Raw genomic sequence first — 24,621 nt, forward strand, 5'->3', positions numbered from 1 at the left:
CCGCCACCCATGGACCAACTCATCGGCCTGATCCTCTGGCCCATCAAGTGGGCCGTCGAGCTGATCCTCGTCGCCTTCCACTCCTTCTGGGACTTCATCGGGATGGACCCGAACGCCGGCGTCACCTGGGTGCTGTCGATCGTCGGCCTCGTGCTCGTCGTGCGTGCGGCCCTCATCCCGATCTTCGTGCGTCAGATCAAGAGCCAGCGCCGCATGCTCGAGGTCGCGCCGCAGCTCAAGAAGATCCAGGACAAGTACAAGGGCAAGAAGGATCAGCTCTCGCGCGAGGCCATGTCGCGCGAGACCATGGAGCTCTACAAGAAGACGGGCACCAACCCGCTGTCGTCGTGCCTGCCGCTGCTGCTGCAGATGCCGATCTTCTTCGCACTGTTCTCGGTGCTCAACGACGCGCAGCACGACAAGGCCGGTGTCGGCCTGCTCACCCAGGAGCTCGCGAACTCGTTCGCCAACTCCGAGTTCCTCGGTGCCCCGCTCAACTCGACCTTCATCGGCGAGTGGAACCTCATGGTCGCGGGCCAGCCGTTCAGCATCAACACGATGCTCATCGCCCTCGCGATGATCGTGCTCATGACGGCGTCGCAGTTCATCACGCAGCTGCAGATCGTGTCGAAGAACATGTCGCCCGAGACCAAGGCGAGCCCCATGTTCCGTCAGCAGCGCATCCTGCTGTACCTCCTCCCCCTCGTGTTCGCCTTCTCGGGCGTCGCGTTCCCGCTCGGCGTCATGTTCTACTGGCTCGTCTCGAACTTCTGGACCATGGGTCAGCAGTTCGTCGTCATCCGCAACATGCCGACTCCCGGCAGCGAGGCGGCGAAGGCGCGCGAGGCCCGCCTTGCCAAGAAGGGCAAGCTCGTCGTCGAGGACAAGGACGAGGGAACGACGATCGTCGTCGAAGAGAAGAAGACTCAGCGCCAGCAGCCTATGAGCAAGTCGCGCGCCAAGAAGCAGGGGAAGTAGACCATGACCGACGTGCAGCACGAGGCCGAAGAGCGTTCGACCGCCCAGCTCGAAGAAGAGGGCGACATCGCGGCCGACTACATCGAGGAACTGCTCGACATCACCGATCTCGACGGCGACATCGACATCGACGCCCGGAACGGCCGTGCGTACGTCTCGGTGAACGCCGGTGACGGTGCCAACCTGCGCCTGCTCTCGAAGCCCGAGACCGTGAGCGCACTCCAGGAGCTCACTCGCCTGGCGGTGCAGACGAAGACCGGCTCGTTCTCACGTCTGATCCTCGACATCGGCGGCTCGCGCGACGCGCGCCGCGACGAGCTCGCGACGCTCGTGACGCGCGCGGTCGAGCGGATCGAGGGCGGCGCGGCCGAGGCCTCGCTCCCCCCGATGTCGTCGTACGAGCGCAAGCTCGTGCACGACCTCGTCGCCGAGCAGGGTTTCCACTCGGAGTCGCGCGGCGAGGGCTCGGAGCGTCACACGGTCATCACCCGAGTCGGCTGACGCCGACGCCCGACGTTTCACGTGAAACGATGACCGACGGACTCGAACCCGAACCCGCAGCCGCCGCAGGCTTGTTCGGCGAGCATCTCGAGAAGGGCCGTGCGTTCACCGCCGCCCTTGCGCGCCATGGTGAAGAGCTCGGCCTGATCGGCCCGCTCGAACTTCCCCGGTTGTGGACCCGGCACATCGTCAACAGCGCGCTGGTGGCGCCGCTGCTGCGACCCGGCCGCGTCGGTGACGTCGGCTCCGGTGCCGGGCTGCCCGGCATCGTGCTCGCGATCACACGCCCCGACGTCGAATTCGTGCTGATCGAGCCGATGGAGCGTCGGGTGGCGTGGCTCGAGCGACAGGCGAGGGAACTCGACCTCTCGAACGTGACGGTCGTGCGCGCGCGAGCCGAGGAGTCGAAGCTGTTCGAGTCGCTCGACCAGGTGACCGCGCGAGCCGTGAGCGCACTGCGCACGCTGATTCCCGTGACCGCTCCCCTGGTTCGGCCCGGCGGCGAGCTCGTGCTGATGAAGGGCGCAGGCGTCGACGGCGAGATCGGCAAGGCCGAGAAGGTCATTCGCAAGTACCGGTTGCGCGACGTCGAGGTGCTTCTGCTGGGTGAGGGCGTCGTGCCCGACTCGGAAGTCACCCGCGTGTTCCGCGCCGTAGTCGACTGATCGGGTGAATCGAGCGGTCGGCTGCACCGCCGTGCTCTGCGGACCCTGTCGTTTCACGTGAAACGCGTGGCAGGTGCCGGCGAGCTGTCGAGCGCGGGGTTCTATCGCGGCCTCGGCTGGAGACTCGCCGCTTCCCGCGGTGTCGTGTAGTCCCCCAGGCGGCGGTCCTTCGGTGTCGTGTCGTGAGCAGTCGCGGGCATGTACGTTCGCGTCCGCTTCGCGTGCGCGGGTCCATATCGATCACCTTCCCGTGTCTGAGCGGTGACGCGTGCCACACCCGTGCCGGACGGGACTGTGCCTGCCGTCGCCCATCGTCAGCGTGCTTGCACCCGTCGCCACACTGCGCTCCCCCGCGGCGAGGAGGAGTCGTCTGTGCCACCGGCGGCGAGACGATCTTCGGTCTGCCATTCAAGGTGTCGATGATCACGGGCCTTGCGAGTGGCAGCGTGAGCCAGGCGCCGAGGACGCCGCGCGCGATCACGCGTGCGTTCGGGCGGGGTGTGCGGGCCGATGGGCTTCGTGACCTGAAGTCGACGCGTTCCCTCACCCGATCGAACAGCTCGGTCACCGCCGCGGCCACGAACCCTTGCAGCAGCGCTCGTATTGCGCGATCTCGGTCGAACGCGAGGATGCGCCAGCCCTGTTGGCGCAGTGCTGGGTCGACCAGTACAGCAGTGGGGCTTGGATGCCCGCTCCAGCACGGACCAATGCCGCCGGAATCGTCGCGCCGAGCGCCCGGGGCGAACGTTCGCGACGAGTCGCCACGGCACGGGTACTTCATGAACCTGATCGTGGCCGGCCGGTGGATGCTGAGTCGCCGGCGGGAGCAGAACGGGTTGGTCGTCCTGATGGGTCGCACATGTGCTTCACGTGAAACGGTGGCGTCGACGCGACCATCGCTTGGTCGCGCGGACGGCATCCGGGTGGGCGCAGCCGCGATGAGGCACATCAGGGAGGTCGAGACGTCAGGGGGACGTGGGACGGTGCTTGGCTGAACTGGCGGCCCAAAGGCCACGCGTGTCTGCCCCGGGAGTTCGTCCAGCCGGCCTCCGTTTCGTTGGAGCGGTCGGTGAATTGGGGGGTGTGGGGCGAATCTTGAGTGTCGCGCGACACCGGGTTCCAAGGCGATCGAGTCCATCTCTGGACGGGCGACGGGCGCGTGGGAGAGCTGGGGAGTCCGCGTGCGTGATGCGAGCGATGTCGCTCTTCCCCGGTGCGACTCGTTCAAAAGAGCGACTCGGCACGGTCGTTGGGTTGACTCCTTCGATGCGCCCCCCGATCCTTCGCTGCACCGTCGGTCGTGCCCGATTGGATCGCCGAGCGCGTCGTGGATGCACGGTGATCTGCACAGTGAGGCAGATCGAGTGCGCCGATCGTGGTCGCCGTTCGTTCAGGATGCGGCCGGTCAGGGCTTCGTACCGAGAGCGGACGTCGCAACTCGTGTGGGGAGGTCGCCGGATGCCGCTCGCTCTGCTGGGCGCGTTGCGGCCGCGCGGTCACGTTGGATGTCGGACCCTCGGGCCGTTCGGCCCAAAGCGGCGGCCCGAGTTGGGAGGCTCTGCGGCTGAAATGGATCACATGGTCGGAACGGTTCGTGGCTCGACCGGGCCGCCGTGAGGCGGGTCAGCTTCGGGTGCGGCCGGTCTGACCGCCTCGTGAGAGCGACGGCGGGCACCTTGGGCGAGTGCCCCGCGGTTGCGGTCTGGCGCATCCCGAGCTGATCGGCCGCTCCCCCATGGCCGGCGGGTGGCCTCAGCCTTCGAGAGCCATCACGTGGCATTCGACCCTGCAGGGCAGAGCGCACTGCTGAAGCTGACGCGAAGGGCTGGCCGGCGGGAGTGCTCGACAGTCGCCTGAGGGCCGATTGAGGCGGGTCTCGTCGGTCGACATCTCGATTCCAGCGGCAAATTTGTGCGACCCCGTTCACGTCCCCCGCCCCTCGGATCGGTGAGCGAGCCGTTCGTGTCAGTCAGTTGGCGGAGTCGGTGACCGATGATCGAATGCGTTCGTCCCCGAGCGCACACAGTCTCCCGACTCCGCCAGGTATTGTCTCCGATGCGAGTGGCTGATGGTGGGCAGTTGGACTTCGTTTCACGTGAAACGGCGAATGCGCCGTGCCGCTGAGGTGCACGCAGTCACGGATTCGGCTGGCGTCACCACATCGATGGGTGCGAGCGTGGAGCGCTCGCGTGCTCCGGCATCGATTGGGCGTGATGCCATGACAGCCAGGGGAGCTTCGGCAACTCGGGAAAGTACTCGCGACGTTTCACGTGAAACATCAGGCGCCAGACATGCGAGTGCCACTCCCCCACGCGCATGCTCAGCGGCGCGATGGCCGGGCGCCGAACTGAGCTCCAGCCTGCGGCGAGGATTCGGACTCCCCGTGGTTCCGACTTCGCACGGCAGGGTCGATCGGTGTGACCGCGATCCCGTCATGACCTCCTGCCGACGAACCTGACCACGCAGCGACTGCACGATGATCGAGTCTGGACATCGTCTCCGCTCCGAAGAGCTCAACTCGGCGACCCGAGCCATCACGCTCGCTCGTGGCAGTGGTGGTCATTCCCCGATCACTGAACGGCGAGCTCGCTCGGCCTGGTTCCGGGAGATCGGCGAACTCGCCTCCGCGCTCACCAGGACGGAGGTCGCGGGAGGACGGCACTCCTCGGGCCGGACTGCCCGCCCGGCGAACCGGCGCCACGTGAGCCAATGGTCGAGCACCTCACGCGAAGAGCCGAGCCTGATCCGGTTCGCGACATCGTGTTGGCACGCGGCGACTCACGGGCACGCCGACGTCGATGCCGCCCGGCCAGGCGGGATGACGATCGCCGCACTTGCCACTCGTCTTGGTGCGCCCTCGACACCGCTCCGCTCAAAGCCGCCGGCGGCGGGTGACTCGGGCGAGCGGGCCACGCGACCTGCCCCGGATCGGGGACTCCGAGCGTCGGCAGCTGAGGGACGATCTGGTGGCGTTTCACGTGAAACATTGAGCATCCAGTGCACCCGCCGCGCTGTTTCACGTGAAACGGCAGCACCGGTGAGCGCAGTCTTCTCTCGAACCGCGGTTTCGCGGGCGCTGGTCGGTCGGGACGGTTAAGCTTGACTCTCGGGTCGCGACATCCACTTGCGGCCGATCGGCGGCGGTTGGGAGACGACGGCATGACACCTGGTGGAGGACGAGGATGGTTCCATCGTCGACGTTCCCACCAGAATGAACCGCCTGTCGACCCGACCCCTGAGGGCAGCGGTTCGAACAGCTCGACTCCCCCGGCTGACCTGCCGCCCGGACAGCAGACGTCCGGCATCGAACGACTCGCAGCGTCGGTGACCGAGCCGCCAATCAGTGCAGGTCCGCACCAGGCCGTTCCGGCGGCTCCCGAATCGCGTGTCGATGCGTACCCAGCGGATCCGCGGCCGTCAGCGGCGATCGATTGGGATGCCGCGACCGCGGCCGCGCTGACCGACGAGGGCGAGCGGACGGAGGGCTCGAGCGGGCACCCTCTCGATGCCGATCACGGGCCCGACCGCTTGCTCGAGGACCTCATCCGCGAAATCGTCGGAGACGCCGCGGTCGACACCGCAACGGCGCTGCACGCTGACCCCAACGCCGAGCCTGTCGCGGTACGGGAAGAGAAGCCCGACGAGCGTTCGGCCGCTGCAAGCGCACCATCGCCGGTCGCCGAGGCGGGCACCGACGACATCGAGCGTGCTCCCGCGAGCGACGGAACTGCACGAATCGGTGAGCAGCCGCTCGCCGAGGTCGAACTCACGGCGGCACCGATGTCGCAGGTCGCAGCGGCGACCGCGCCCGAGGAGCCCGCGCCCGAGGAGCCCGCGCCCGAGGAGCCCGCGCCCGAGGAAGAGGTGCCGGCCGTGGCGGTCGCGCCTGACGTGGCGCTCGCTGAGACCAGCGCTCCCGCCGAGCCGACCACTCCCGCCGAGGACGCGGCGCCCACCGAGTCATCCGCGCAGGCGCCCGCAGCGCCTGCAACGCAGCCCAATGCCACCACCGATGTTTCACGTGAAACATCGATCGATCACGGAGGAACTCCCCTGGCCTACGAACTTGCCGACGAGACCCGTCGGCGCATCGCGCTCGAGGAGGCTGTGCTCCCCCGTCCGGCGCAGACTCGCGTGCTCACCATCTCGAATCAGAAGGGCGGCGTCGGCAAGACGACGACCGCGGTGAATCTCGCGGCCGCGCTTGCGCGTTCGGGAGCCCGAGTGCTCGTCATCGACCTCGACCCGCAGGGCAACGCGTCGACGGCCCTCGGCGTCGACCACCGCTCGGAGAAGAAGAGCGTGTACGAGGTGCTGGTCTCCGACCTTCCCCTCGCCGAGGTCATCCAGCCGTCGACCGAGCACGACGACCTCGACTGCGTGCCGGCGACCATCCACCTGGCCGGCGCCGAGATCGAGCTCGTCTCGCTCGTCGCCCGCGAACAGCGACTCCGCCGTGCGCTCGACGCCCACCTCGCCTCGATGGACGAGCCGTACCATTACGTCTTCATCGACTGCCCGCCGTCGCTCGGACTCCTGACGATCAACGCGTTCGTGGCAGCTCGTGAGGTGCTCATCCCGATCCAGTGCGAGTACTACGCACTCGAGGGGCTCTCGCAGCTGCTCAGCAACATCGAGCTCATCGAGAAGCACCTCAATCCCGAGCTGCGACTCTCGACGATCCTGCTCACGATGTACGACTCCCGCACCAACCTGGCACAGCAGGTGGCGCAGGAGGTTCGCGACCACTTCCCCACCCAGACGCTCGAGACGATCATTCCCCGATCGGTTCGTGTGTCGGAGGCACCGAGCTACGGCCAGAGCGTGATCAGCTACGACTTCGCGTCGAGCGGGTCGCTCTCGTACCGTGAGGCGGCAGCCGAGATCGCCCGACGTGGCGCTGCGAAGACCGAGGAGTCGAACTGATGGCAAGCAAGCGAACCGGACTCGGGCGGGGCATCGGCGCGCTCATTCCGACAGTCGATGAGAGCACGAGGGCGAATCGCCCGGTCGATGTGTTCTTCCCCGACGCCGACTCGACGCCGGCCACGGCGGTGGCTGCGGTCGAGCAAGCGGCGTCCGCCGAAGAGCTGGTCACCGTTCCCGGTGCGCGGCTTGCGCGCCTCGACCCGAACGACATCGTGCCGAATGCCGTGCAGCCGCGGAGTGTCTTCGACCCCGACGATCTGGCCGAGCTCGTGCACAGCGTGCGAGAGTTCGGCGTGCTGCAGCCGATCGTCGTGCGCCCGCACCCCGACCAGCCCGGCAAGTACGAGCTCGTCATGGGCGAGCGTCGGCTCCGTGCGACGAAGGCCGCCGGCCTCGACACCATCCCGGCGGTCGTCAAGGACACCGCCAACGAGGACATGTTGCGCGATGCGCTGCTCGAGAACCTGCATCGATCGCAGCTCAACCCGCTCGAAGAGGCGTCGGCCTACCAGCAGCTGCTGGCCGACTTCGGCATCACGCAGGAGGAACTGGCGAACCGCATCGGGCGTTCGCGTCCCCAGATCTCGAACACGCTTCGCCTGCTGAAGCTCCCCGAGCCCGTGCAGCTCCGCGTGGCAGCCGGCGTGCTCACCGCCGGGCACGCTCGCGCGATCCTCTCGGTCGGTGACGCCGCCGAGATGCAGCGCTTCGCCGACAAGATCGTGAACGAAGAGCTCTCGGTGCGCGCCGCCGAGTCGATCGCCTCGCAGGAGCCGAAGGCGGCCGCGCGAGTGAAGCCATCCGCCGGCAAGCGACAGGACTTCCTGGACGATCTGGCGACCCGACTCGGCGATCGGCTCAACACGCGGGTCAAGATCGCTTTGGGTGCCAGAAAAGGCCAGATCAGCATCGATTTCGCGACCGTTCAGGACCTTCGCCGGATTCTCACGGAGCTGGGCGAGGAACTCGACGGCGTGTGATCACGACTCGTCGGGAGAATGGCTCCTGACGAACTGAAAACCGTCGATTTCGAGGGCTCGTTCCAGTGGAACGGGCCCTCGTTCGTCACGCTCGCCGAGCCGCCTGACGAGTGTGCGCCGCCCGCACGAGTTCGCTGTACAACGTCGAGGCCGTCGATCCCGATGCCTCGATCGCGAGTGGGACGAGGGAGGTCTCGGTCAGCCCCGGAAGCACGTTCGCCTCGAGGAACCAGGGTGTGCCCGCGGCATCCACGATGAAGTCGACGCGCGAGAGGTCGCGGAGTCCGAGGGTCGAGTGTGCGGTGATCGCGGCCGCCGTCGCGTTCGCGAGTGCGTCGTCGCCGAGTCGCGACGGTGCGTAGAACGTGGTCTCCCCCGCGTTGTACCGCGCGTCGAATCCGTACACCCCGGCCGTCGGTTCGATCTCGACCGCGGGCAGCGTCGCCGGCCCGTCGCCGGTGTCGACGACCGTGATCGCGATCTCGGTGCCGACGATGCGGCGCTCGACGACGGCGATGTCGTCGTACGTGAAGGCTTCGACCATCGCGCGAGCGAGCGCGTCGGGGTGGTCGACGATCGAGACGCCCTGCGCCGATCCGCCGGAGCCGGGCTTCACGACCAGGTCGCCGTCGAGCCTTTCGCGCACGACCCGCAGCACGCTCGCCGCACCGAGTTCGCGGAAGGCCTCGTGCGAGAGCACGATCGACTCGGGGACCGCGACGTCGGCGCCCGCGACCAGTGAGCTCGCGACCGGCTTCGACCAGGCGCGCCGGGCGGCGGCACCGGTCGAGCCCACGGTCGCGAGGTCGAGCGCGGCGAGCAGGTCGAGCAGCGAGCCGTCCTCTCCGCTCGATCCATGCAGCGCGGGGAATACGACATCGGGACGCTCGGCCGCGAGGTACGGCAGGAGCCCGGCATCGGGATCGCGCAGGACCACGCGGTGCCCGGCCGCCGTGAGCGCATCGGCGACGCGTCGCCCGGAACGAAGTGAGACGTCGCGCTCATGCGAGATGCCGCCGGCGAGGACGACGACGAGAAGACCAGCAGATTCGCTCATGATCAGGGGTTTCTCCAGTGCTCGAATCGACGTGACGGTTTGGTTCGCGGGCTACTTGAGGTCGGATGGGGGCGCCTGTTCGACGCCTGGGGTCAGCGGCAGCCGCAGCGTGCCCGTTCCAGCGAAGGTGTCGAGCAGGTCGAGTTCGCCGTTGACGACCGTCGCGAGGCGGCGGACGCCGAGGCGGATGGCCTCGGGCGTCGGGTAGCAGAACGACAGGCGCATGGCGTGACGACCGCGGCCGTCGGCGAAGAATGCCGTTCCGGGCGTATACGCCACGAGTTCCTTGACCGCGCGCGGCAGCATCTGCTTCGAGTCGAGGACATCGGGCATCGTGACCCACACGTAGAACCCGCCGTTCGGGTTCGTCCACGACAACTGCGGCAGGTACTCCCCCAGCGCCTCGATCATCGCATCCTTGCGTTCGCGGTACACGCCGCGGAAGGTGTCGATCTGGCCCCGCCAGTCGGCGGTGGCGAGGTACTCCGAGACGACGAGCTGGCTGAACGACGACGGTGACAGCACGGCCGACTCGGCCGCGAGGATGAGTTTCTCGCGGATCGCGTGCGGCGCGAGTGCCCAGCCGACACGGAACCCGGGCGCGAGCGTCTTCGAGAACGAACCCAGGTAGATGACCCCCTCGGGGTCGAGCGAACGGAGCGCGTTCGGTGCCGGCTCGTCGAAGTGCAGCAGCCCGTAGGGGTTGTCCTCGAGCACCAGGATCTCGTTCGCCCGGCAGATCTCGAGGATCTCGGGCCGGCGCTCGGCCGACAGCGTCACCCCGGCCGGGTTGTGGAAGTTCGGGATCGTGTACAGGAACTTGATGCGCCGACCCTGCCCGCGCAGGTGCGCGATGGTCTGGCGCAGCGCCTCGGGGATGAGCCCGTTCTCGTCCATCGCGACGTGCACCACCGACGCCTGGTAGGAGCGGAACACCCCCATCGCGCCGACGTACGACGGCGCCTCGGCGAGCACGACGTCGCCAGGATCGAGGAACAGCTTCGCGACGAAGTCGAGCGCCTGCTGCGACCCGGTCGACGTCACGACGTTGTCGACCGTGCCGTCGATGCCCTCGATCGCCATCACCTCGAGGATCTGCTCGCGGAGCACCGGAACGCCCGCTCCCCCGCCGTACTGGAGGGCGACGGGGCCCTGCTCGCGCATGACCTTGTCCATCGACGACGTGATCAGGTCCTGCGGCAGCGCCGAGACGAACGGCATGCCGCCGGCGAGCGAGACGACCTCGGGGCGCGAGGCGACGGCGAAGAGGGCCCGGACTTCTGAGGCGGCGAACCCGGCGGCTCGCTCGGCGTAATTCGCGTACCAGGGGTCGAGATTGTTGCCGGTCCGCTGGGGGACGCCGTCAGAGGTCACTGCGCTATCCGTTCTGCTCAGGAGTTCCATGCTAGTTGCCGGAGAACCGGCGGATCGACGGGTTACGGGAGCCCGTGTCCGAGCGCGGTGCACGCGGCACGAGGCATCCCGCTACGACGAAGGACCCGCCCGGCTGGTGCCGGACGGGTCCTTCGTACGATGCGACCGCCGACTACGAGATGTAGGCGGCGAGGTCGGCCTCGAGGGCCGGCTTTGGCTTGGCGCCGACGAAGCTCTTGACGACCTCGCCGCCCTGGAACACCTTGAACGCGGGGATCGCGGTGATCTGGTACTTCATGGCGAGGCTCGGGTGCTCGTCGACGTTGAGCTTGACGATGTCGATCTTGTCGGCGTGCTCGGTCGCGATCTGGTCGAGGATCGGGCTGACCGCGCGGCACGGCCCGCACCACTCGGCCCAGAAGTCGACGATCACGGGCTTGTCGTTCTTGAGCACCTCCTGCTCGAAGGTGGCCTCGGTCACAGCGCGTGCGCTCATTGCGTTCTCCTTGGTTGAAACGTCGTGATACCGGCTGATCCGGTGTCGATGGGATGCCTCGTGTCAGTCGACGACGGCGAACTCGCTCTCGAGCACGGCCTCGGCCGCGTTCTCGTTGCCGATCGAGGCGAGGTAGTGCTCGGCGTCGAGCGCGGCGGCCGCGCCCGAACCGGCGGCGGTGATCGCCTGGCGGTAGTGCGGGTCGATGACGTCGCCGGCGGCGAACACGCCCTCGATGCTCGTCTTGGAGCTGCGGCCGGCGACCGCGACCGTGCCTTCGGGCGTCAAGTCGAGCTTGCCGTGCACGAGGTGCGTGCGGGGGTCGTTGCCGATCGCGACGAACAGGCCGTCGAGCGGCAGGTCGCGCTCCGCGCCGGTCTCGGTGTCGCGCAGCGTGACACCGGTCACGGCGGTTTCACCGAGCAGGCGGGCGACCTCGGCATTCCAGATGAACTCGATCTTCTCGTTGTCGAAGGCCCGCTGCTGCATGATCTTCGACGCCTTGAGCGAGTCGCGGCGGTGGATCACGTAGACCTTGTCGGCGAAGCGGGTGAGGAACGTCGCCTCCTCCATCGCCGAGTCGCCGCCGCCGACGACCGCGATCGTCTTCTGGCGGAAGAAGAAGCCGTCGCAGGTCGCGCACCACGACAGGCCGTGGCCGGAGAGCACGTCTTCCTCGGGCAGGCCGAGCTTGCGATAGGCCGAGCCCGTGGCGTAGATGATCGTGCGCGCCTCTTCGACGCCGCCGTTGCCGAGCTTGACGCGCTTGACGGGACCCTCGAGCTCGAGCTCGACCACGTCGTCGTACACGACCTCGGTGCCGAAGCGCTCGGCCTGCTGCTGGAACGCCGTCATGAGGTCGGGGCCCATGATGCCCTCGGGGAAGCCGGGGTAGTTCTCGACCTCGGTGGTGTTCATGAGCTCACCGCCGATCTCGACGGAACTCGCGATGAGCAGGGGTTTCAGCTGCGCGCGGGCCGCATAGATCGCGGCGGTGAACCCGGCCGGGCCCGAACCGATGATGATGATGTCGCGCAACGGGTGCTCCCTCTCGTGCAAGTGGCATCCGAGGCATCCGGATGTCACGCCATGGTCAACACAGTCTAGGCGTCGCGTATTCCGGCGGCCCGAACGCGACGCCCGTGTGACGGATGCCGCGGCCGACGCGCGATCCCGGACGTCAGCGCCGACGGAGTCGGGCGAGTGCCGGTTCGGCGAAGCCGCGGAACTCGGGCGAGCGCAGCAGCCAGAGGCCGCCGAAGTACAGCGCCGACATCACGGCACCGATGACGACCATCGAGACGATGGCGCCGAACCTGCCGGACACGGCGAAACCGCCTTGGCTGGTTCCGCCGAGCACGACGAGCAGCACGAGGCCCGCGGCGACCGGGAGGACGAGCGCGATGAGCGAGCGGACGATCGCCACCCCGATCCGTCGACCGTCAAGGGTGGTCAGCCGACGACGCAGCAGCAGTGTCGCGAGGATGAACTGCGCGATGACGGCGACGGTGGTCGCGAGCGCGACGCCGACGCCGATCCAGGGGAGCGGCAGGATGAGGCAGGTGAACGCGGCGATCGTGAACACGACCACTTGGAAGAGCGTGAAGAAGAAGGGCGTGCGGGTGTCGTTGAGCGCGTAGAACGTGCGCTGCACGACGAACAGCAGGCTGAACGGCACGAGTCCGAGGGCGAAGGCGATGAGGATGTTGCCGATCGCGGATGCCGCGGCCAGTCCGGTCTGGAACACCGCGCCGAACGGGTACGCGACGACCATGAGTCCTGCTGCCGCGAGCATGAGGATGACGAGGACGCCGCGAATCGCACTGGAGAGATCGGAGCGGACCTCACCGAGATCGTCGCGGGCGGCGTGTTCGCTCATGCGCGTGAAGTAGGCGGTCGCGATCGAGACCGTGATGACCGAGTGCGGCAGCATGAAGACGAGCCAGGCGGTGTCGACTGCTGCGACCGATGCGCCGTAGCCGGACGCGATGGACAGCACGCGCGACTGCACGATGCCGGCGAAGGTCGTGAGCAGCAGCATGCCGAAGGTCCAGCCGGCGAGCTTGCCGGCCGCGCGCAGGCCAGCGCCCCGCCAGGCGAAGTCGGGCCGGAAGCGGAGGCCCACGCGACGCCAGAACCAGAACAGCACGAGCGCCTGCACGGCGATGCCGAGCGTCGCAGAGCCGGCGAGCAGCGCGACCATGCCGCTCGTCCAGTCCGCGACCTCGCGCTGGCCGTCGGGGTCGAAGCCGTAGATCAGGCCGAAGACGAGGAGGCCGGCGATGGCCACCACGTTGTTGAGCACCGGTACCCAGGTGAACGGGCCGAAGCTGCGGCGGGCGTTGAGCACCTCGCCGAGCAGCGTGTAGAGGCCGTAGAAGAAGATCTGCGGCATGCACCACCACGCGAAGGCGATGGCAAGCGGCAGCATCGTCTTGTTCGTGCCGGCGTAGAGCGTGGTGAGCAGCGGGGCCAGTGCCGTGGCGACGACCGTCGCACCGAGCAGGATCACCATCGCGAGGGTCAGCAGCTTGTTGATGTAGCCGCTTCCGCCGTCGGCGTGTGCCGAGGCACGGACGATCTGCGGAACGAGCACGGCGCTCAGGACGCCGCCCGCGACGATGACGTAGACGGTGTTCGGCAGCCCGTTCGCCACGGCGAACGCGTCACCGCTGACCGAGCTGACGACACCGATGGTGCCCGCGAGCACGATCGCCTTGACGAACCCGAGGATGCGGGAGACGAGCGTTCCCGAGGCCAGGAACAGGCTCGCCTTGCCGATATGGTCGTCAGTCACGCTTCGGGTCCTCGTCGTCCTGGGTCTCGTCGGCGCGCTCTGCGGTGTCGACACCGGCTCGGGCGGTTTCGCGTTCTCCGGCATCGTCGCCGGCTTCGACCGCAGCCGCGGCATCCGCGATCTCCGCCGCGTCGGCGGCACCGCCGGCCTCCGCCGACTTCGCTACCCCGCTCTCCGCAATCGCACTGCTCGCCTCGGCCGCGCGCTGCTTGCGCCGGCGGCGGATGTTGCGCCAGATGCCGAACCCGAAGAAGAGCACGACGGCGGTGGCCAGGATGACGGCGCCGAGGCCCTCCCAGTCGGCCTGGACGTTGCCGCTGATGTAGACGGTACGGCCGATGGCGACCCCGGTCGGGGAGGCCAGCGAGATCGCGATGGTGACCTCGCCGCGGCCGACGCCGGCGGCGATCGGGACCTGCACCGTGCTGCGCGACTCGGCGGGGATCGTCTCGGTGACGCTCTCCTCGACCACCAGGCGACCGTTCGACGGGTCCGCCGACACGACGACCGTCACCGGGTACGGCAGCGCGTTGAGCACGGTGATCGGCAACGGCGACTCGCGGGCGAAGATGTTGACGCTCGACGACGGCACGACCGAGACGCCCGCGAGCGTCGCTCGGCGGTCGGCCAGCCACTGGGCGGCCGCCGCGTCCCAGGCAGCGGGGTCGGCGAGCCAGGCGACGTCGAACAGCGCGAGCAGGTCGCGGCGCACCGGGCCGGTGAGGAGGCGCGGATCGTCGAGCACGGTCGAGAACTGGCCCACCTCGGCCTCGAGGTCGAGCATGCGCTGAGCGGTCGTCGTGCGCTGCGGGTCCTCCTGTTCGTCGACCAGCGTGCGCGCCACCGGCGGAGCCCCGATCGCTCCGGCGAGGCCGGTCGGCTGCACCGACGCGTCGTTCGTCAGCTGCCCGAGCGTCGCGGCCACCCGCACGGAGTGCTCGCCCGCATCGCGGTCGAAGGTCGCGAGCAGGGCCGGCCCGCCCGCGGCCGGCGCGACGGCGAACTCGGCGAGCAGCTGCCCCGTCGCCGAGCGCCACGCCGTGTCACTTCCGGCAGCGGATGCCTCGCGCAACGGCGCGGTGATCCTCGCGTCGGCGACGAGTGCCGTCGAGCCGTCGATCGAGGCCGTCGCGGAGACGGCCGAGTCGGTGGGCGCGACGTTGCCGGGAGCGAGGATCGTCGTCGTGAGACCGGCGGCGTCGAGTCGGCCGAGGTCGCCGGTGGCGACGGTGTCGTCGGCCGGCCAGGCGAGATCGGTGCGGGTGTACGGCCACTCGAGCAGCGCCTCGGTCGATGGCACCTCGCCGGGCACCGCCGGCGTCTCGGTCGGCGTCGGCGTCGGCGTGTCGGCAGGGCCGTCGGTGGGCGTCGTCGTCGCGGGGAGGGTGGCCGGCACGGTCGCGTCGGCCGTGGGCGTCGGTTCGTCGATCGGCGCCTGTTCGCCTTCATCCGTGCCGGGCTCGGGTTCGATCGGCGTCGTGAACGACGACGGGTCGAGCACGTCGCTGAAACTCGTGGGCGCGAGCATCGTGGTCAGTCCGAGCTGCGCCTGCAGCGCGACATCCGCGTCGGCGTAGGCCAGGGGGAAGATCTCGTTCGTGACCGTGCCCAGCCGTGCGAGCCACGCGGTCGCCGACTCGGGAGCGGCGCTGCCGAGCGCACGGATCGACGCGATGATGCGCGGGTCGATGCCGATGGCGACGGGCCGGTCGGCGACGGCGTCGAGCTGCCGGCTGAGGAGGCCGAGCGGCGCCGTCCACTCCTCGAGGGTCGCGGCGTCGATCATGCCCGTCGTCTGCTCGGGGATGGTGAGCGGATACGCGAACGCGACCGTGGTCTTCGCGCCGGCGGTGCCCGTGGGCGTCGCGAACGCGTCGGCGCCGGTCGCGACGACCGTGCCGTCGACGACGAGCTCCGCGCCGAGCCCGATGACGGGCGCTGTGGGGTCACCGAGCGCGCTCGACGGGACCGTGAACGTGACCGTGGTCGATCCGCCGGCACTCGTCGCGCGGGACTCGGCCGTGCCGAGCTCGACGGCGGACGGCGGCGTGCCGTCGCCGACCCCGAACCAGGCGTCGAGTTCGTCGGCGTCGTCGATCGGCTCCTCGGCCCGGGTCAGCCGCAGCGTGCCGGCGGCGAGCTGCTCGGCCGTGGCGTTGTCGAGCTCGACCTGCACGGTGAGCGGACTGCGGGGGTCGATCGTCGTCGACGTCGCGGGCGCGAGGTGCAGCCTGACGCCCTCCGCCTCGGCGGACGCAACGGCTTCGGCCTGCGCACGTGCCTGCGCTGAGGCGGCGTCGCCGATCCCGGCCGACGAGGCTCCGCCGGAGAGGGCGAGCGCGCCGAGGGGGGCGGCGATCACCGCGATCACCGAGGCGGCGGCGACGCCGAGCACGACGCCCCGACGGTGGGTGAGCCGATCGCCGCGCGCGCGCGCAGGGGTCGAGTCGGCTGCCATGCAGGCGATTCTACGGGTCGGGGGCGGGGCATCCGCTCGGAACGGCGGCGCACGACGCCCGCTTAACATAGGGGGCATGCAGAGTGTCGCGACAGCCCTCGACCGTTTGGCCGAGTCGGCGGCCTCGCCGACCGTCGCACCGCTCGCGGCCGCCTTCGAGCGCGCCGGACGGGAACTCGCGCTCGTCGGCGGGCCCGTGCGCGACGCCTTCCTCGGGCGGTCCACGAACGACCTCGACTTCACGACGGATGCGACGCCCGACGAGATCCTCGCGATCGTCAAGCCGATCGCCGAGGCGCACTGGGACATCGGCCGCCAGTTCGGCACGATCGGCGCGAAGATCGCCGGCGAGACCGTCGAGATCACGACGTACCGGGCCGACTCGTACGACGGCGAGTCGCGCAAGCCCGAGGTCGTCTTCGGCGACTCGCTCGAGGGCGACCTCACCCGCCGCGACTTCACCGTCAACTCGCTCGCGCTGCGCCTGCCCCGGCTCGAGCTCGTCGACCCGTCGGGCGGCATCGAAGACCTCCTCGCCGGGGTGCTGCGCACGCCCTCCGCGCCCGAGCAGTCGTTCGGCGACGACCCGCTCCGCATGATGCGCGCCGCACGGTTCGCCGCCCAGCTCGGCTTCGACGTCGAGGAGGGCACGCTCTCGGCGATGTCGGCGCTCGCACCCGAGATCGACCGCATCTCGGCCGAGCGCGTTCGCGACGAGCTGTCGAAACTGCTGTCGACGAGGTCGCCGGCCCGAGGCATCCGCCTGCTCGTCGACACCGGGCTCGCCGATCGCGTGCTGCCAGAGGTGCCGGCGCTGCGCCTCGAACGCGACGAGCACCACCGCCACAAGGACGTCTACGAGCACAGCCTCACCGTGCTCGAGCAGGCCATCGACTACGAGATCTCGCGCGGCGTGCTCGAATCGCCCGACCTCGTCGTCCGCCTCGCCGCGCTGCTGCACGACATCGGCAAGCCCGCCACCCGCCGGTACGAGTCGGGCGGGGCGGTGAGCTTCCACCACCACGACGTCGTCGGCTCGAAGCTCGCGAAGAAGCGCCTGCGGGCGCTGCGGTTCGACAACGACACCGTTGCGGCGGTCGGGCGGCTCGTCGAGCTGCACCTGCGATTCTTCGGCTACGCGGATGCCTCGTGGTCGGACTCGGCCGTGCGCCGCTACGTGCGCGACGCGGGGTCGGACGAGCAGCTCGAGCGCCTGCACATCCTGTCGCGGGCCGATGTGACGACCCGCAATCGCCGCAAGGCCGACCAGCTCGCATTCGCGTACGACGACCTCGAGGAGCGCATCGCCCGGCTCGCCGAGGAGGAGGAGCTCGCCTCGGTACGGCCCGAACTCGACGGCCAGCAGATCATGGCCGCGCTCGGCATCCGGCCGGGCCCGGTGGTCGGCGAGGCGTACAAGTACCTGCTCGACGTGCGGCTCGACGAGGGTCCGATCGGCGAGGAGGCCGCGCGCGAGCGCCTGCTCGCCTGGTGGGCCGCGCGCGAGCAGTAGCGGGCGCCGGGCGCGCAGCGCGCGCCGCGCGGCGGCCACGCGAGTGTGACCGTTTCGACCGAGCGTGGCGGCGAGACCGGCAACCTTCGGCGGGCCCGGCAACGCTCGCCGCGCACGCGTCGTCGTCACTGGTCCTCCACACCGGATGCTTCGGCCAGACGGTGCACGGAGCGGGTTCAGTCGCGGGCGGAGGTGGCGATTCGTGCCAGCGTTGCGGCGTGGATTCAACGGACCGGCGCCGGGCAGAGCTCGTCACGACGCGGGCGCTCGCGCTCGAAGGACGCGACCCGCGAGCGAGTTCGGGCGAGCTCACGCGCCTGCGCCGCGGTGTCTTCGTGAACTCGGAGACGTGGCGGTCGGCGGGACACGACGAGCGATACCTGATGAGGGTGAGCGCCGTGCTCGAGACGCGGCGAGTCGATGCGGTGCTCTGCAACGTGTCGGCCGGCGTCGTCTGGGGCCTGCCGATCGTCGGCCCGCACCACGGCGCCGTCCATCTCGTCGCGCCGGAGCGCTCCGGGGTCCGCAGCAAGAACGGCGTCACGTGGCACCACGAGCCGGTCGCCGACGAGGAGACCGTCGAGCACGACGGGTTCCTCGTGACGAGCTTCCGGCGAACCGTCGTGGACCTCGTACGGGCGCTCCCGTTCGCCGCGGCGGTCGCGGTCGTCGACGTGGCGCTCGGCGCGGCGACGATGCATCCGCATCATCCGGCGCTCGCGGGCGTCTCGCGCGAGCACCTGCTCGAGGCGATCGAGGCGATTCCCGGGCGGCGCGGGGTGCGCTCGGCGCGCATCGCCGTGGCGTTCGGCGACCCCAGGTCGGGCTCGCCCGGTGAATCGGTCAGTCGCGCGAACATGCATCTGCTCGGCTACCCGGCACCCGAGCTGCAGGTCGCATTCCCACGACCAGGAGGCGGTCGCGACATCGTCGACTTCGACTGGACGGAGTTCGGGGTGTTCGGCGAATTCGACGGACGCGGCAAGTACGTTCGGCCCGAGTACCTGAAGGGGCGCACGACGGCCGAGGCGGTGCTGCTCGAGAAGGAGCGTGAGAACCGCGTGCGTCATCATCGCCCGTTCGGAGCCCGTTGGGACTGGACGGCGGCCGTACGGCCCCCACTGCTCGACGCCGAACTCCGCCGTGCGGGGCTGCGCCCGCTCCGCGAGCGGCGGTGACGGTGTTGCTCTTCCGCTCGCACCGCACGAGTGTGGCCTTTCCAGCCGAGAAGTACCCCCCTCGCGGCGACGCTCGGTCGAAACGGGAACATTCGCGGGTGCGGGTGCGGGTGCGGGTGCGGGCTCGAATGGCGCGAGCGCGAGGCATCCGTTACCATTGACAGGTTGCCCGTGTGCCGCATTGCGCGGCCTCCACGACGCGACGTATGCACAACCCTCCTGCTGCAGAGATCCTGTAGCCGCTGAGTCCGAAGGAGGTGGGTTAGTCATGCACCAGTACGAGCTGATGGTCATCCTCGATCCCGAGATCGACGAGCGCACCGTTGCTCCCAGCCTTGACAAGTTCCTCAACGTCATCCGTAACGATGGCGGCACCGTCGACAAGGTCGACATCTGGGGACGTCGTCGCCTGGCCTACGAGATCAACAAGAAGTCCGAGGGCATCTACGCCGTCGTCGACTTCACCGCCGAGTCGGCGACCACCAACGAGCTCGACCGCCAGCTGAACCTCAGCGAGGCCGTCATGCGCACGAAGGTGCTCCGCGCCGAAGAGGCGATCGCCCAGGTCGCCGCGTACGCCAAGGCGCAGGAGGCGAAGGCCGCCAAGAAGGCCGCCGCCGCTGCGAAGAAGGACGCCTAGTCCCCATGGCCGGCGAGACCATCATCACCGTGGTGGGCAACCTCACTGCAGATCCCGAGCTGCGCTACACGCAGAACGGTCTGGCGGTTGCCAACTTCACCATCGCCTCCACTCCTCGTACGTTCGACCGTCAGGCGAACGAGTGGAAGGACGGTGAAGCGCTGTTCCTGCGCGCGAGCTGCTGGCGTGAATTCGCCGAGCACGTCGCCGGATCGCTCACCAAGGGTTCTCGGGTCATCGCTTCCGGGCGTCTCAAGCAGCGTTCCTACGAGACGAAGGAAGGCGAGAAGCGCACCACCATCGAGCTGGAGGTCGACGAGATCGGCCCCTCGCTCCGGTACGCGACCGCCCAGGTCACTCGAGCGCAGTCGAACCGCGGTGCGGTCGGCGGCGGCGGCTCCTTCGGGGGCGGCCAGTCCGACGACGCGTGGGCTCCCAGCGCGCCGGCTTCCGCCCCTCAGGGCGGCGGCGGCGACGTGTGGAACACCCCCGGCACCAACTACGGCGACGAGACGCCCTTCTAACACTCACGCGGGTGAGTGAGGCGGCCGGGCCGCCCACCGACACCCGCAACATCTAGACAGGATCAGAAATGGCTGGAAAGAGCAGCGGCGACCGCCGCAAGCCTCGCGGCGGCAAGGGCGCGAAGAACGCCGCCCCCGCGAAGTCCATCAAGGTCGGCGTCATCGACTACAAGGATGTCGCCACCCTTCGCAAGTTCATCTCGGAGCGCGGCAAGATCCGTGCCCGTCGCATCACCGGCGTCTCCGTGCAGGAACAGCGCCTCATCGCCCGCGCCGTGAAGAACGCGCGCGAGATGGCCCTCCTGCCCTACTCGGGCTCCGGCCGCTAAGGAGCACGACAATGGCAAAGGTTATTCTCACGCACGAGGTCACCGGCCTCGGCACGGCCGGCGACGTCGTCGAGGTCAAGAACGGCTACGCGCGCAACTACCTGGTTCCCCAGGGCTTCGCCACGCCGTGGACCCGCGGTGGCGAGAAGCAGGTCGAGCAGATCAAGGCGGCGCGTGCCGCTCGTGAGCTGCACTCGCTCGAAGACGCTCAGGCCCTCAAGGCCAAGCTCGAAGAGGGCAAGGTCCGGCTGGCCGTCAAGGCCGGCCTCGGCGGCCGTCTCTTCGGCTCGGTCAAGACGTCGGACGTCGCGGCTGCGGTCGAGGCCGCCGGCCTCGGCACGGTCGACAAGCGCAAGATCCAGATCCCGTCGCCGATCAAGTCGGTCGGCGACCACGAGGCGACGGTTCGTCTGCACGACGAGCTCACCGCGACGATCACCCTCCAGGTGGTCGCCGCGAAGTAGCCTTCGCAACGATCGCGAGCGGCGGTCGGGAGCTTCGGCTCCCGGCCGCCGCTTCGTCGTTTTCGGGGATGCCTCGGGCGGGCGCGGCACGGCGTCGGCGTCCCCCGTGGCGGGGCGCTCGGAGACCGTCGGAAGGGTCGCGTTTTCTACACCCGTTCGATGGTCGGCCGCAACCCCGCATGCGGGTTTCCTGAGATGGTTGTACACAGGTGGAGAACCGTGTGTGAAGATCTCGAAAAGAAGTTCTCCCCCACAGGTGTGGAATTCTTGAATCCCTGATCAAGTCAGAATTCAACCCGTGTAATTCACAAGAATTCCACAGTTGTCCACAGGCTGAGTGCACATGTTGGTCGGCGTTTCGCCCAGATTCTCCCCAGAGTTATCCACAGGCTGGCTTGTGCTGTGGACGAGCCTTCCATATCGTGAAGCAGCGTCCCTCGATCAGATGGTTCTCTCGCGGTCGCCGAGTCCATGTCAGTGGTCACGGCGAGGCTGAAGAGCGGGCGCGGGTCGCTCGCCCGCCCGAGCCGAATCGGAGGTCACCAAGTTGTCGATCGCGCACATCGGGCTCGCCGAACCGGTCGACGACGAGGGAGCCCGACGGGGCGAACGCGTTCCGCCGCACGACCTGCTCGCCGAACAGAGCGCGCTCGGCGGCATGATGCTCTCGAAAGACGCGGTCGCCGACGTCATCGAGACGATCCGCGGCGTCGACTTCTACGTGCCCAAGCACGAGGTCATCTTCAACGCCCTCCTGACGCTCTATTCGCACGGCGAGCCGACCGACGTCATCGCCGTGACCGACGAGCTCACGAAGACGGGCGACCTGCAGCGCGCCGGCGGTGTCGAGTACCTGCACACGCTCACGAGCCTCGTGCCGACCGCGGCGAACGCCGGCTTCTACGCCTCGATCGTCGCCGAACGCGCGCTGCTGCGCCGCCTCGTCGAGGCGGGCACCCGCATCGTGCAGATGGGCTACCAGGGCGAGGGCGAGGTCGTCGACCTCGTCAACAACGCGCAGGCCGAGATCTACTCGGTCACCGGCTCGGTCGAGACCGAAGACTACGTGCCCCTCTCCGACGCGATCGGCGTCGCGATCGACGAGATCGAGGCCGCGAAGCACACCGACGGCAAGATGGTCGGCGTGCCGACCGGCTTCGCCGATCTCGACGACCTGACCAACGGCTTCCACCCCGGGCAGATGATCATCGTCGCCGCCCGACCCGCGATGGGAAAGTCGACGCTCGCGCTCGACTTCGCTCGGGCTGCGGCGATCACGAACGACCTGCCTGCCGTGTTCTTCTCCCTCGAGATGGGCAAGAGCGAGATCGCGATGCGCCTGCTCTCGGCCGAGGCATCCGTGCCGCTGCAGAACATGCGCAAGGGCACCGTCGACTCGCGCGACTGGACCACCATCGCCTCGACCCGCGGTCGCATCAACGATGCCCCGCTCTACATCGACGACTCGCCGAACATGACGCTCGTCGAGATCCGCGCGAAGTGCCGCAGGCTCAAGCAGCGCGTCGGGCTCAAGATGGTGGTCATCGACTACCTGCAGCTCATGACGAGCGGCAAGCGCGTCGAGAGCCGCCAGCAAGAGGTGTCGGAGTTCTCGCGTGCGCTGAAGCTGCTCGCGAAGGAGCTGCAGGTGCCGGTCATCGCGCTGTCGCAGCTGAACCGTGGCCCCGAGCAGCGTGCCGACAAGATGCCCGCGATCAGCGACCTGCGCGAGTCGGGTTCGATCGAGCAGGACGCCGACATGGTCATCCTGCTGCACCGCGAGGCCGCCTACGAGCGAGACAGCCCCCGTGCCGGCGAGGCCGACCTGATCGTGGCGAAGCACCGAAACGGTCCGACGCGTACGATCACGGTCGCCTTCCACGGGCACTTCTCGCGGTTCGCCGACATGGTGCAGGTGTAGCCGGGCCGTTTTGACGGGTGACTGACTAGGTTGTCTTAGCGCCACGTAGATTGTCCCGTTTGGCGATTGGGACAACCTAGATGGCGGAGCGTGGCGGTGAGCTCGATGTAGGTTCTCAGTGAAGGGGCAGACTCTCAGATGGGGAGCGCGACTGATCCGCACCGTCGGGAACTACAGGCCATATGAACGATGCGCTGACGGCAGAGGACGAGCCCGAGGAGTTCAGGCGACAGCGTGCCTTCTTGATGGAGACTGCGCCACTGCTCGCTGAGGACTTCCTTCGTGCCGCGCGCGAGAGTCGTCAAGCCCGCGCAGAGAAGGACACGGCGTTTGCCGAGGATATCTCCCATATCTGGGCTCGTGGCTGGACCGTCGTCGACGCGGTCATCAACTCGATGGAGCAGAGCGCGGCGCTCATGTTTCCCCGTTCGGAGCTCAAGGATGCCCATTCAGACACGCGCGAAGCTCTGTTGCTCCTCCAATGTGCGGCGACGCTGACCCTAAGGGAGATTCGTGAACTCCTGCGCGCTGGCTACCTTGCGGGGGCGGCCGCTCGCTGGCGGGCGCTCCACGAGACTGCGGTGACAGCCATTGCTGTGGCTGAAGGTGGCGCGCAAATCGCGAGGCGCTACCTAGACCACGGTATTGTCACCCAGCTCACGCGACTGGAGGAGTTTTATCGGCAGCCTCATCCGGACGCGCCATCAGACGAGGAGCGCGCCGAGCGTATGGCGCTTGTGGCCGATCTCACTCGAGCTCACACGCTGGCCGATGAGCCAATGGGCTTCGCTAGACCGTACGCCTGGGCGACGCCACTGATGAAGCGCAGACGGGACGGGAAGTACTTGGAGCCAACGTTCACGCGACTCGAAGAACTCACGCGACAGTCCAACATGCGACTCCTCGTGCAACATGGCGCTCACGGACATGTGCACGGCGACGCGGGAGCAGTTCGTACATCGGTTCTGCGCAACGGCGTCGAACTCCTGGCTGGTCCGAGGACTGACGAGATCCCCACGGTCGCTGTACCGACCCTACGCTCCATCGCAGTCGTCGCAGGGGCAACGCACATGGGGTTCGAACCGGAGCTCAATGAGTTCGGCAAGCTCATCTGTCTTACCGGTGCCGCCCTCGCCGATCTTGCGATGCGCGGTGTCGATGCGTTCAAGGGCGTTCCGCCTGGGTAGTCGATTCGAGGCCCCATACCTGCCGGACGAGGACGACTGGGATCGAGGCTGGCGAGCCCGTTCGATTGTCAAGACGGTCGCCGCTACTGGCGTCGAAACCGTCGTCTGGATCGACGATATGGCTGTGCGTTCGACGTTGATGCGAGGTCTGGCGCGCGCCGGGCTCGAACCAGCCGTGCTCGTGATCCGGCCCGACAAGTACACGGGCGTGACATTGCGACAGGTGCGTCACGCTGCCCGATTCATCGACAAACAGCGGCGGCCAGATTGACGCTCAACTGGACGGTGACGTTGATCTCGCCACCCTGTGCCGTCAGTTCAACGACGTCGACAACGACGACGAACCGGTCATAGATGACCGCGAGGTTGCCGGTCCCTTCTCGTCGAGCGCCCCGGTGATTGCCACCGGTTCGCGGTAGTCGTCAGCTGCGAGCAGGATCGAGGACACGATCCGCACTGCATAGCTGCTGCCTTATCCGCTGCCTCGTCCGACAGGGGGAGCATGCCGCAGCAAGCGCTTCCAGATCTGGACGCGCCCAAATAGATGTAGTCCTTGACGCGGGCGCCGTGGTGCTGTTGTATCGGTTTAGTAAACGTGCACCTTCGCGGCCGAGGACGCACATCGGACAG

The 24,621-nt window shown here is 68.4% G+C and carries 20 protein-coding genes; 14 read left to right on the forward strand and 6 right to left on the reverse strand.

Features of this window, described 5'->3' with window-relative positions; genetic code table 11:
- The first annotated feature begins 9 nt into the window (after window positions 1-9).
- From yidC to ACWGPE_RS05565, 5 genes are all read left to right on the forward strand, one after another.
- Window positions 10-978, forward strand: coding sequence for a membrane protein insertase YidC (gene yidC / locus ACWGPE_RS05545; protein WP_231429246.1), 969 nt, complete (start codon window positions 10-12; stop codon window positions 976-978).
- A 3-nt stretch (window positions 979-981) separates the two neighbouring features.
- Window positions 982-1,479, forward strand: coding sequence for a Jag family protein (locus ACWGPE_RS05550; RefSeq protein WP_231429247.1), 498 nt, complete (start codon window positions 982-984; stop codon window positions 1,477-1,479).
- 29 nt (window positions 1,480-1,508) lie between these two features.
- Window positions 1,509-2,144 carry a 16S rRNA (guanine(527)-N(7))-methyltransferase RsmG gene (gene rsmG / locus ACWGPE_RS05555; protein WP_275506986.1) on the forward strand — a complete coding sequence of 212 codons (636 nt, stop codon included), beginning with the start codon at window positions 1,509-1,511 and terminating at the stop codon, window positions 2,142-2,144.
- 4,032 nt (window positions 2,145-6,176) lie between these two features.
- Window positions 6,177-7,070, forward strand: a complete 894-nt coding sequence (locus ACWGPE_RS05560) for a ParA family protein (RefSeq protein WP_275507034.1) — start codon at window positions 6,177-6,179, stop codon at window positions 7,068-7,070.
- A complete protein-coding gene (locus ACWGPE_RS05565; protein WP_231429249.1) occupies window positions 7,070-8,053 on the forward strand; it encodes a ParB/RepB/Spo0J family partition protein in 984 nt (327 codons plus the stop codon). The genes ACWGPE_RS05560 and ACWGPE_RS05565 overlap by 1 nt, the downstream gene beginning before the upstream one ends.
- 85 nt (window positions 8,054-8,138) lie before the next feature.
- Here ACWGPE_RS05565 and ACWGPE_RS05570 read toward each other — a convergent pair whose 3' ends face one another.
- From ACWGPE_RS05570 to ACWGPE_RS05595, 6 genes are all read right to left on the reverse strand, one after another.
- Window positions 8,139-9,110, reverse strand: coding sequence for a D-alanine--D-alanine ligase family protein (locus ACWGPE_RS05570; protein ID WP_231429250.1), 972 nt, complete (start codon window positions 9,108-9,110; stop codon window positions 8,139-8,141).
- A 51-nt stretch (window positions 9,111-9,161) separates the two neighbouring features.
- On the reverse strand, window positions 9,162-10,514 hold the full coding sequence (locus tag ACWGPE_RS05575; protein WP_452048297.1) for an aminotransferase-like domain-containing protein: 1,353 nt from the start codon (window positions 10,512-10,514) through the stop codon (window positions 9,162-9,164).
- Window positions 10,515-10,656: 142 nt separating this feature from the next.
- Window positions 10,657-10,980 carry a thioredoxin gene (gene trxA, locus ACWGPE_RS05580; protein WP_231429252.1) on the reverse strand — a complete coding sequence of 108 codons (324 nt, stop codon included), beginning with the start codon at window positions 10,978-10,980 and terminating at the stop codon, window positions 10,657-10,659.
- A 63-nt stretch (window positions 10,981-11,043) separates the two neighbouring features.
- On the reverse strand, window positions 11,044-12,018 hold the full coding sequence (gene trxB, locus ACWGPE_RS05585; RefSeq protein WP_231429253.1) for a thioredoxin-disulfide reductase: 975 nt from the start codon (window positions 12,016-12,018) through the stop codon (window positions 11,044-11,046).
- A 142-nt stretch (window positions 12,019-12,160) separates the two neighbouring features.
- Entirely contained in the window at window positions 12,161-13,777 is a 1,617-nt protein-coding gene (gene murJ, locus ACWGPE_RS05590) for a murein biosynthesis integral membrane protein MurJ (RefSeq protein ID WP_231429254.1), read from the reverse strand.
- The gene (locus ACWGPE_RS05595; RefSeq protein ID WP_452048298.1) at window positions 13,770-16,235 is read right to left on the reverse strand and encodes a DUF6049 family protein; all 2,466 of its coding nucleotides are present in this window, start codon (window positions 16,233-16,235) and stop codon (window positions 13,770-13,772) included. Before ACWGPE_RS05595 ends, murJ begins: the two co-directional genes overlap by 8 nt.
- A 76-nt stretch (window positions 16,236-16,311) precedes the next feature.
- Between ACWGPE_RS05595 and ACWGPE_RS05600 the strand changes: the two genes are divergently transcribed.
- The 9 genes from ACWGPE_RS05600 to ACWGPE_RS05640 all read left to right on the forward strand — a co-directional run bounded on the left by ACWGPE_RS05600 (window position 16,312) and on the right by ACWGPE_RS05640 (window position 24,262).
- The gene (locus ACWGPE_RS05600) at window positions 16,312-17,748 is read left to right on the forward strand and encodes a CCA tRNA nucleotidyltransferase (RefSeq protein ID WP_275506990.1); all 1,437 of its coding nucleotides are present in this window, start codon (window positions 16,312-16,314) and stop codon (window positions 17,746-17,748) included.
- 218 nt (window positions 17,749-17,966) lie between these two features.
- Window positions 17,967-18,926 carry a hypothetical protein gene (locus tag ACWGPE_RS05605; protein WP_452048299.1) on the forward strand — a complete coding sequence of 320 codons (960 nt, stop codon included), beginning with the start codon at window positions 17,967-17,969 and terminating at the stop codon, window positions 18,924-18,926.
- 268 nt (window positions 18,927-19,194) lie between these two features.
- A complete protein-coding gene (gene rpsF, locus ACWGPE_RS05610) occupies window positions 19,195-19,566 on the forward strand; it encodes a 30S ribosomal protein S6 (RefSeq protein WP_275506992.1) in 372 nt (123 codons plus the stop codon).
- Between the two features lie 5 nt (window positions 19,567-19,571).
- Window positions 19,572-20,090: a single-stranded DNA-binding protein gene (locus ACWGPE_RS05615; RefSeq protein ID WP_231429259.1), complete on the forward strand. Its 519-nt coding sequence runs from the start codon at window positions 19,572-19,574 to the stop codon at window positions 20,088-20,090.
- Window positions 20,091-20,158: 68 nt separating this feature from the next.
- Window positions 20,159-20,419: a 30S ribosomal protein S18 gene (gene rpsR / locus ACWGPE_RS05620; RefSeq protein WP_231429260.1), complete on the forward strand. Its 261-nt coding sequence runs from the start codon at window positions 20,159-20,161 to the stop codon at window positions 20,417-20,419.
- 11 nt (window positions 20,420-20,430) lie between these two features.
- Window positions 20,431-20,883: a 50S ribosomal protein L9 gene (gene rplI / locus ACWGPE_RS05625; RefSeq protein WP_231429261.1), complete on the forward strand. Its 453-nt coding sequence runs from the start codon at window positions 20,431-20,433 to the stop codon at window positions 20,881-20,883.
- A gap of 547 nt (window positions 20,884-21,430) precedes the next feature.
- Window positions 21,431-22,804, forward strand: a complete 1,374-nt coding sequence (gene dnaB, locus ACWGPE_RS05630) for a replicative DNA helicase (protein WP_231429262.1) — start codon at window positions 21,431-21,433, stop codon at window positions 22,802-22,804.
- A gap of 182 nt (window positions 22,805-22,986) precedes the next feature.
- A complete protein-coding gene (locus tag ACWGPE_RS05635; protein WP_452048300.1) occupies window positions 22,987-23,991 on the forward strand; it encodes a DUF5677 domain-containing protein in 1,005 nt (334 codons plus the stop codon).
- Window positions 23,957-24,262 carry a hypothetical protein gene (locus ACWGPE_RS05640; protein WP_452048301.1) on the forward strand — a complete coding sequence of 102 codons (306 nt, stop codon included), beginning with the start codon at window positions 23,957-23,959 and terminating at the stop codon, window positions 24,260-24,262. Before ACWGPE_RS05635 ends, ACWGPE_RS05640 begins: the two co-directional genes overlap by 35 nt.
- Window positions 24,263-24,621: the final 359 nt, after the last annotated feature.

The sequence above is a fragment of the Agromyces sp. NPDC055658 genome (assembly GCF_053618155.1).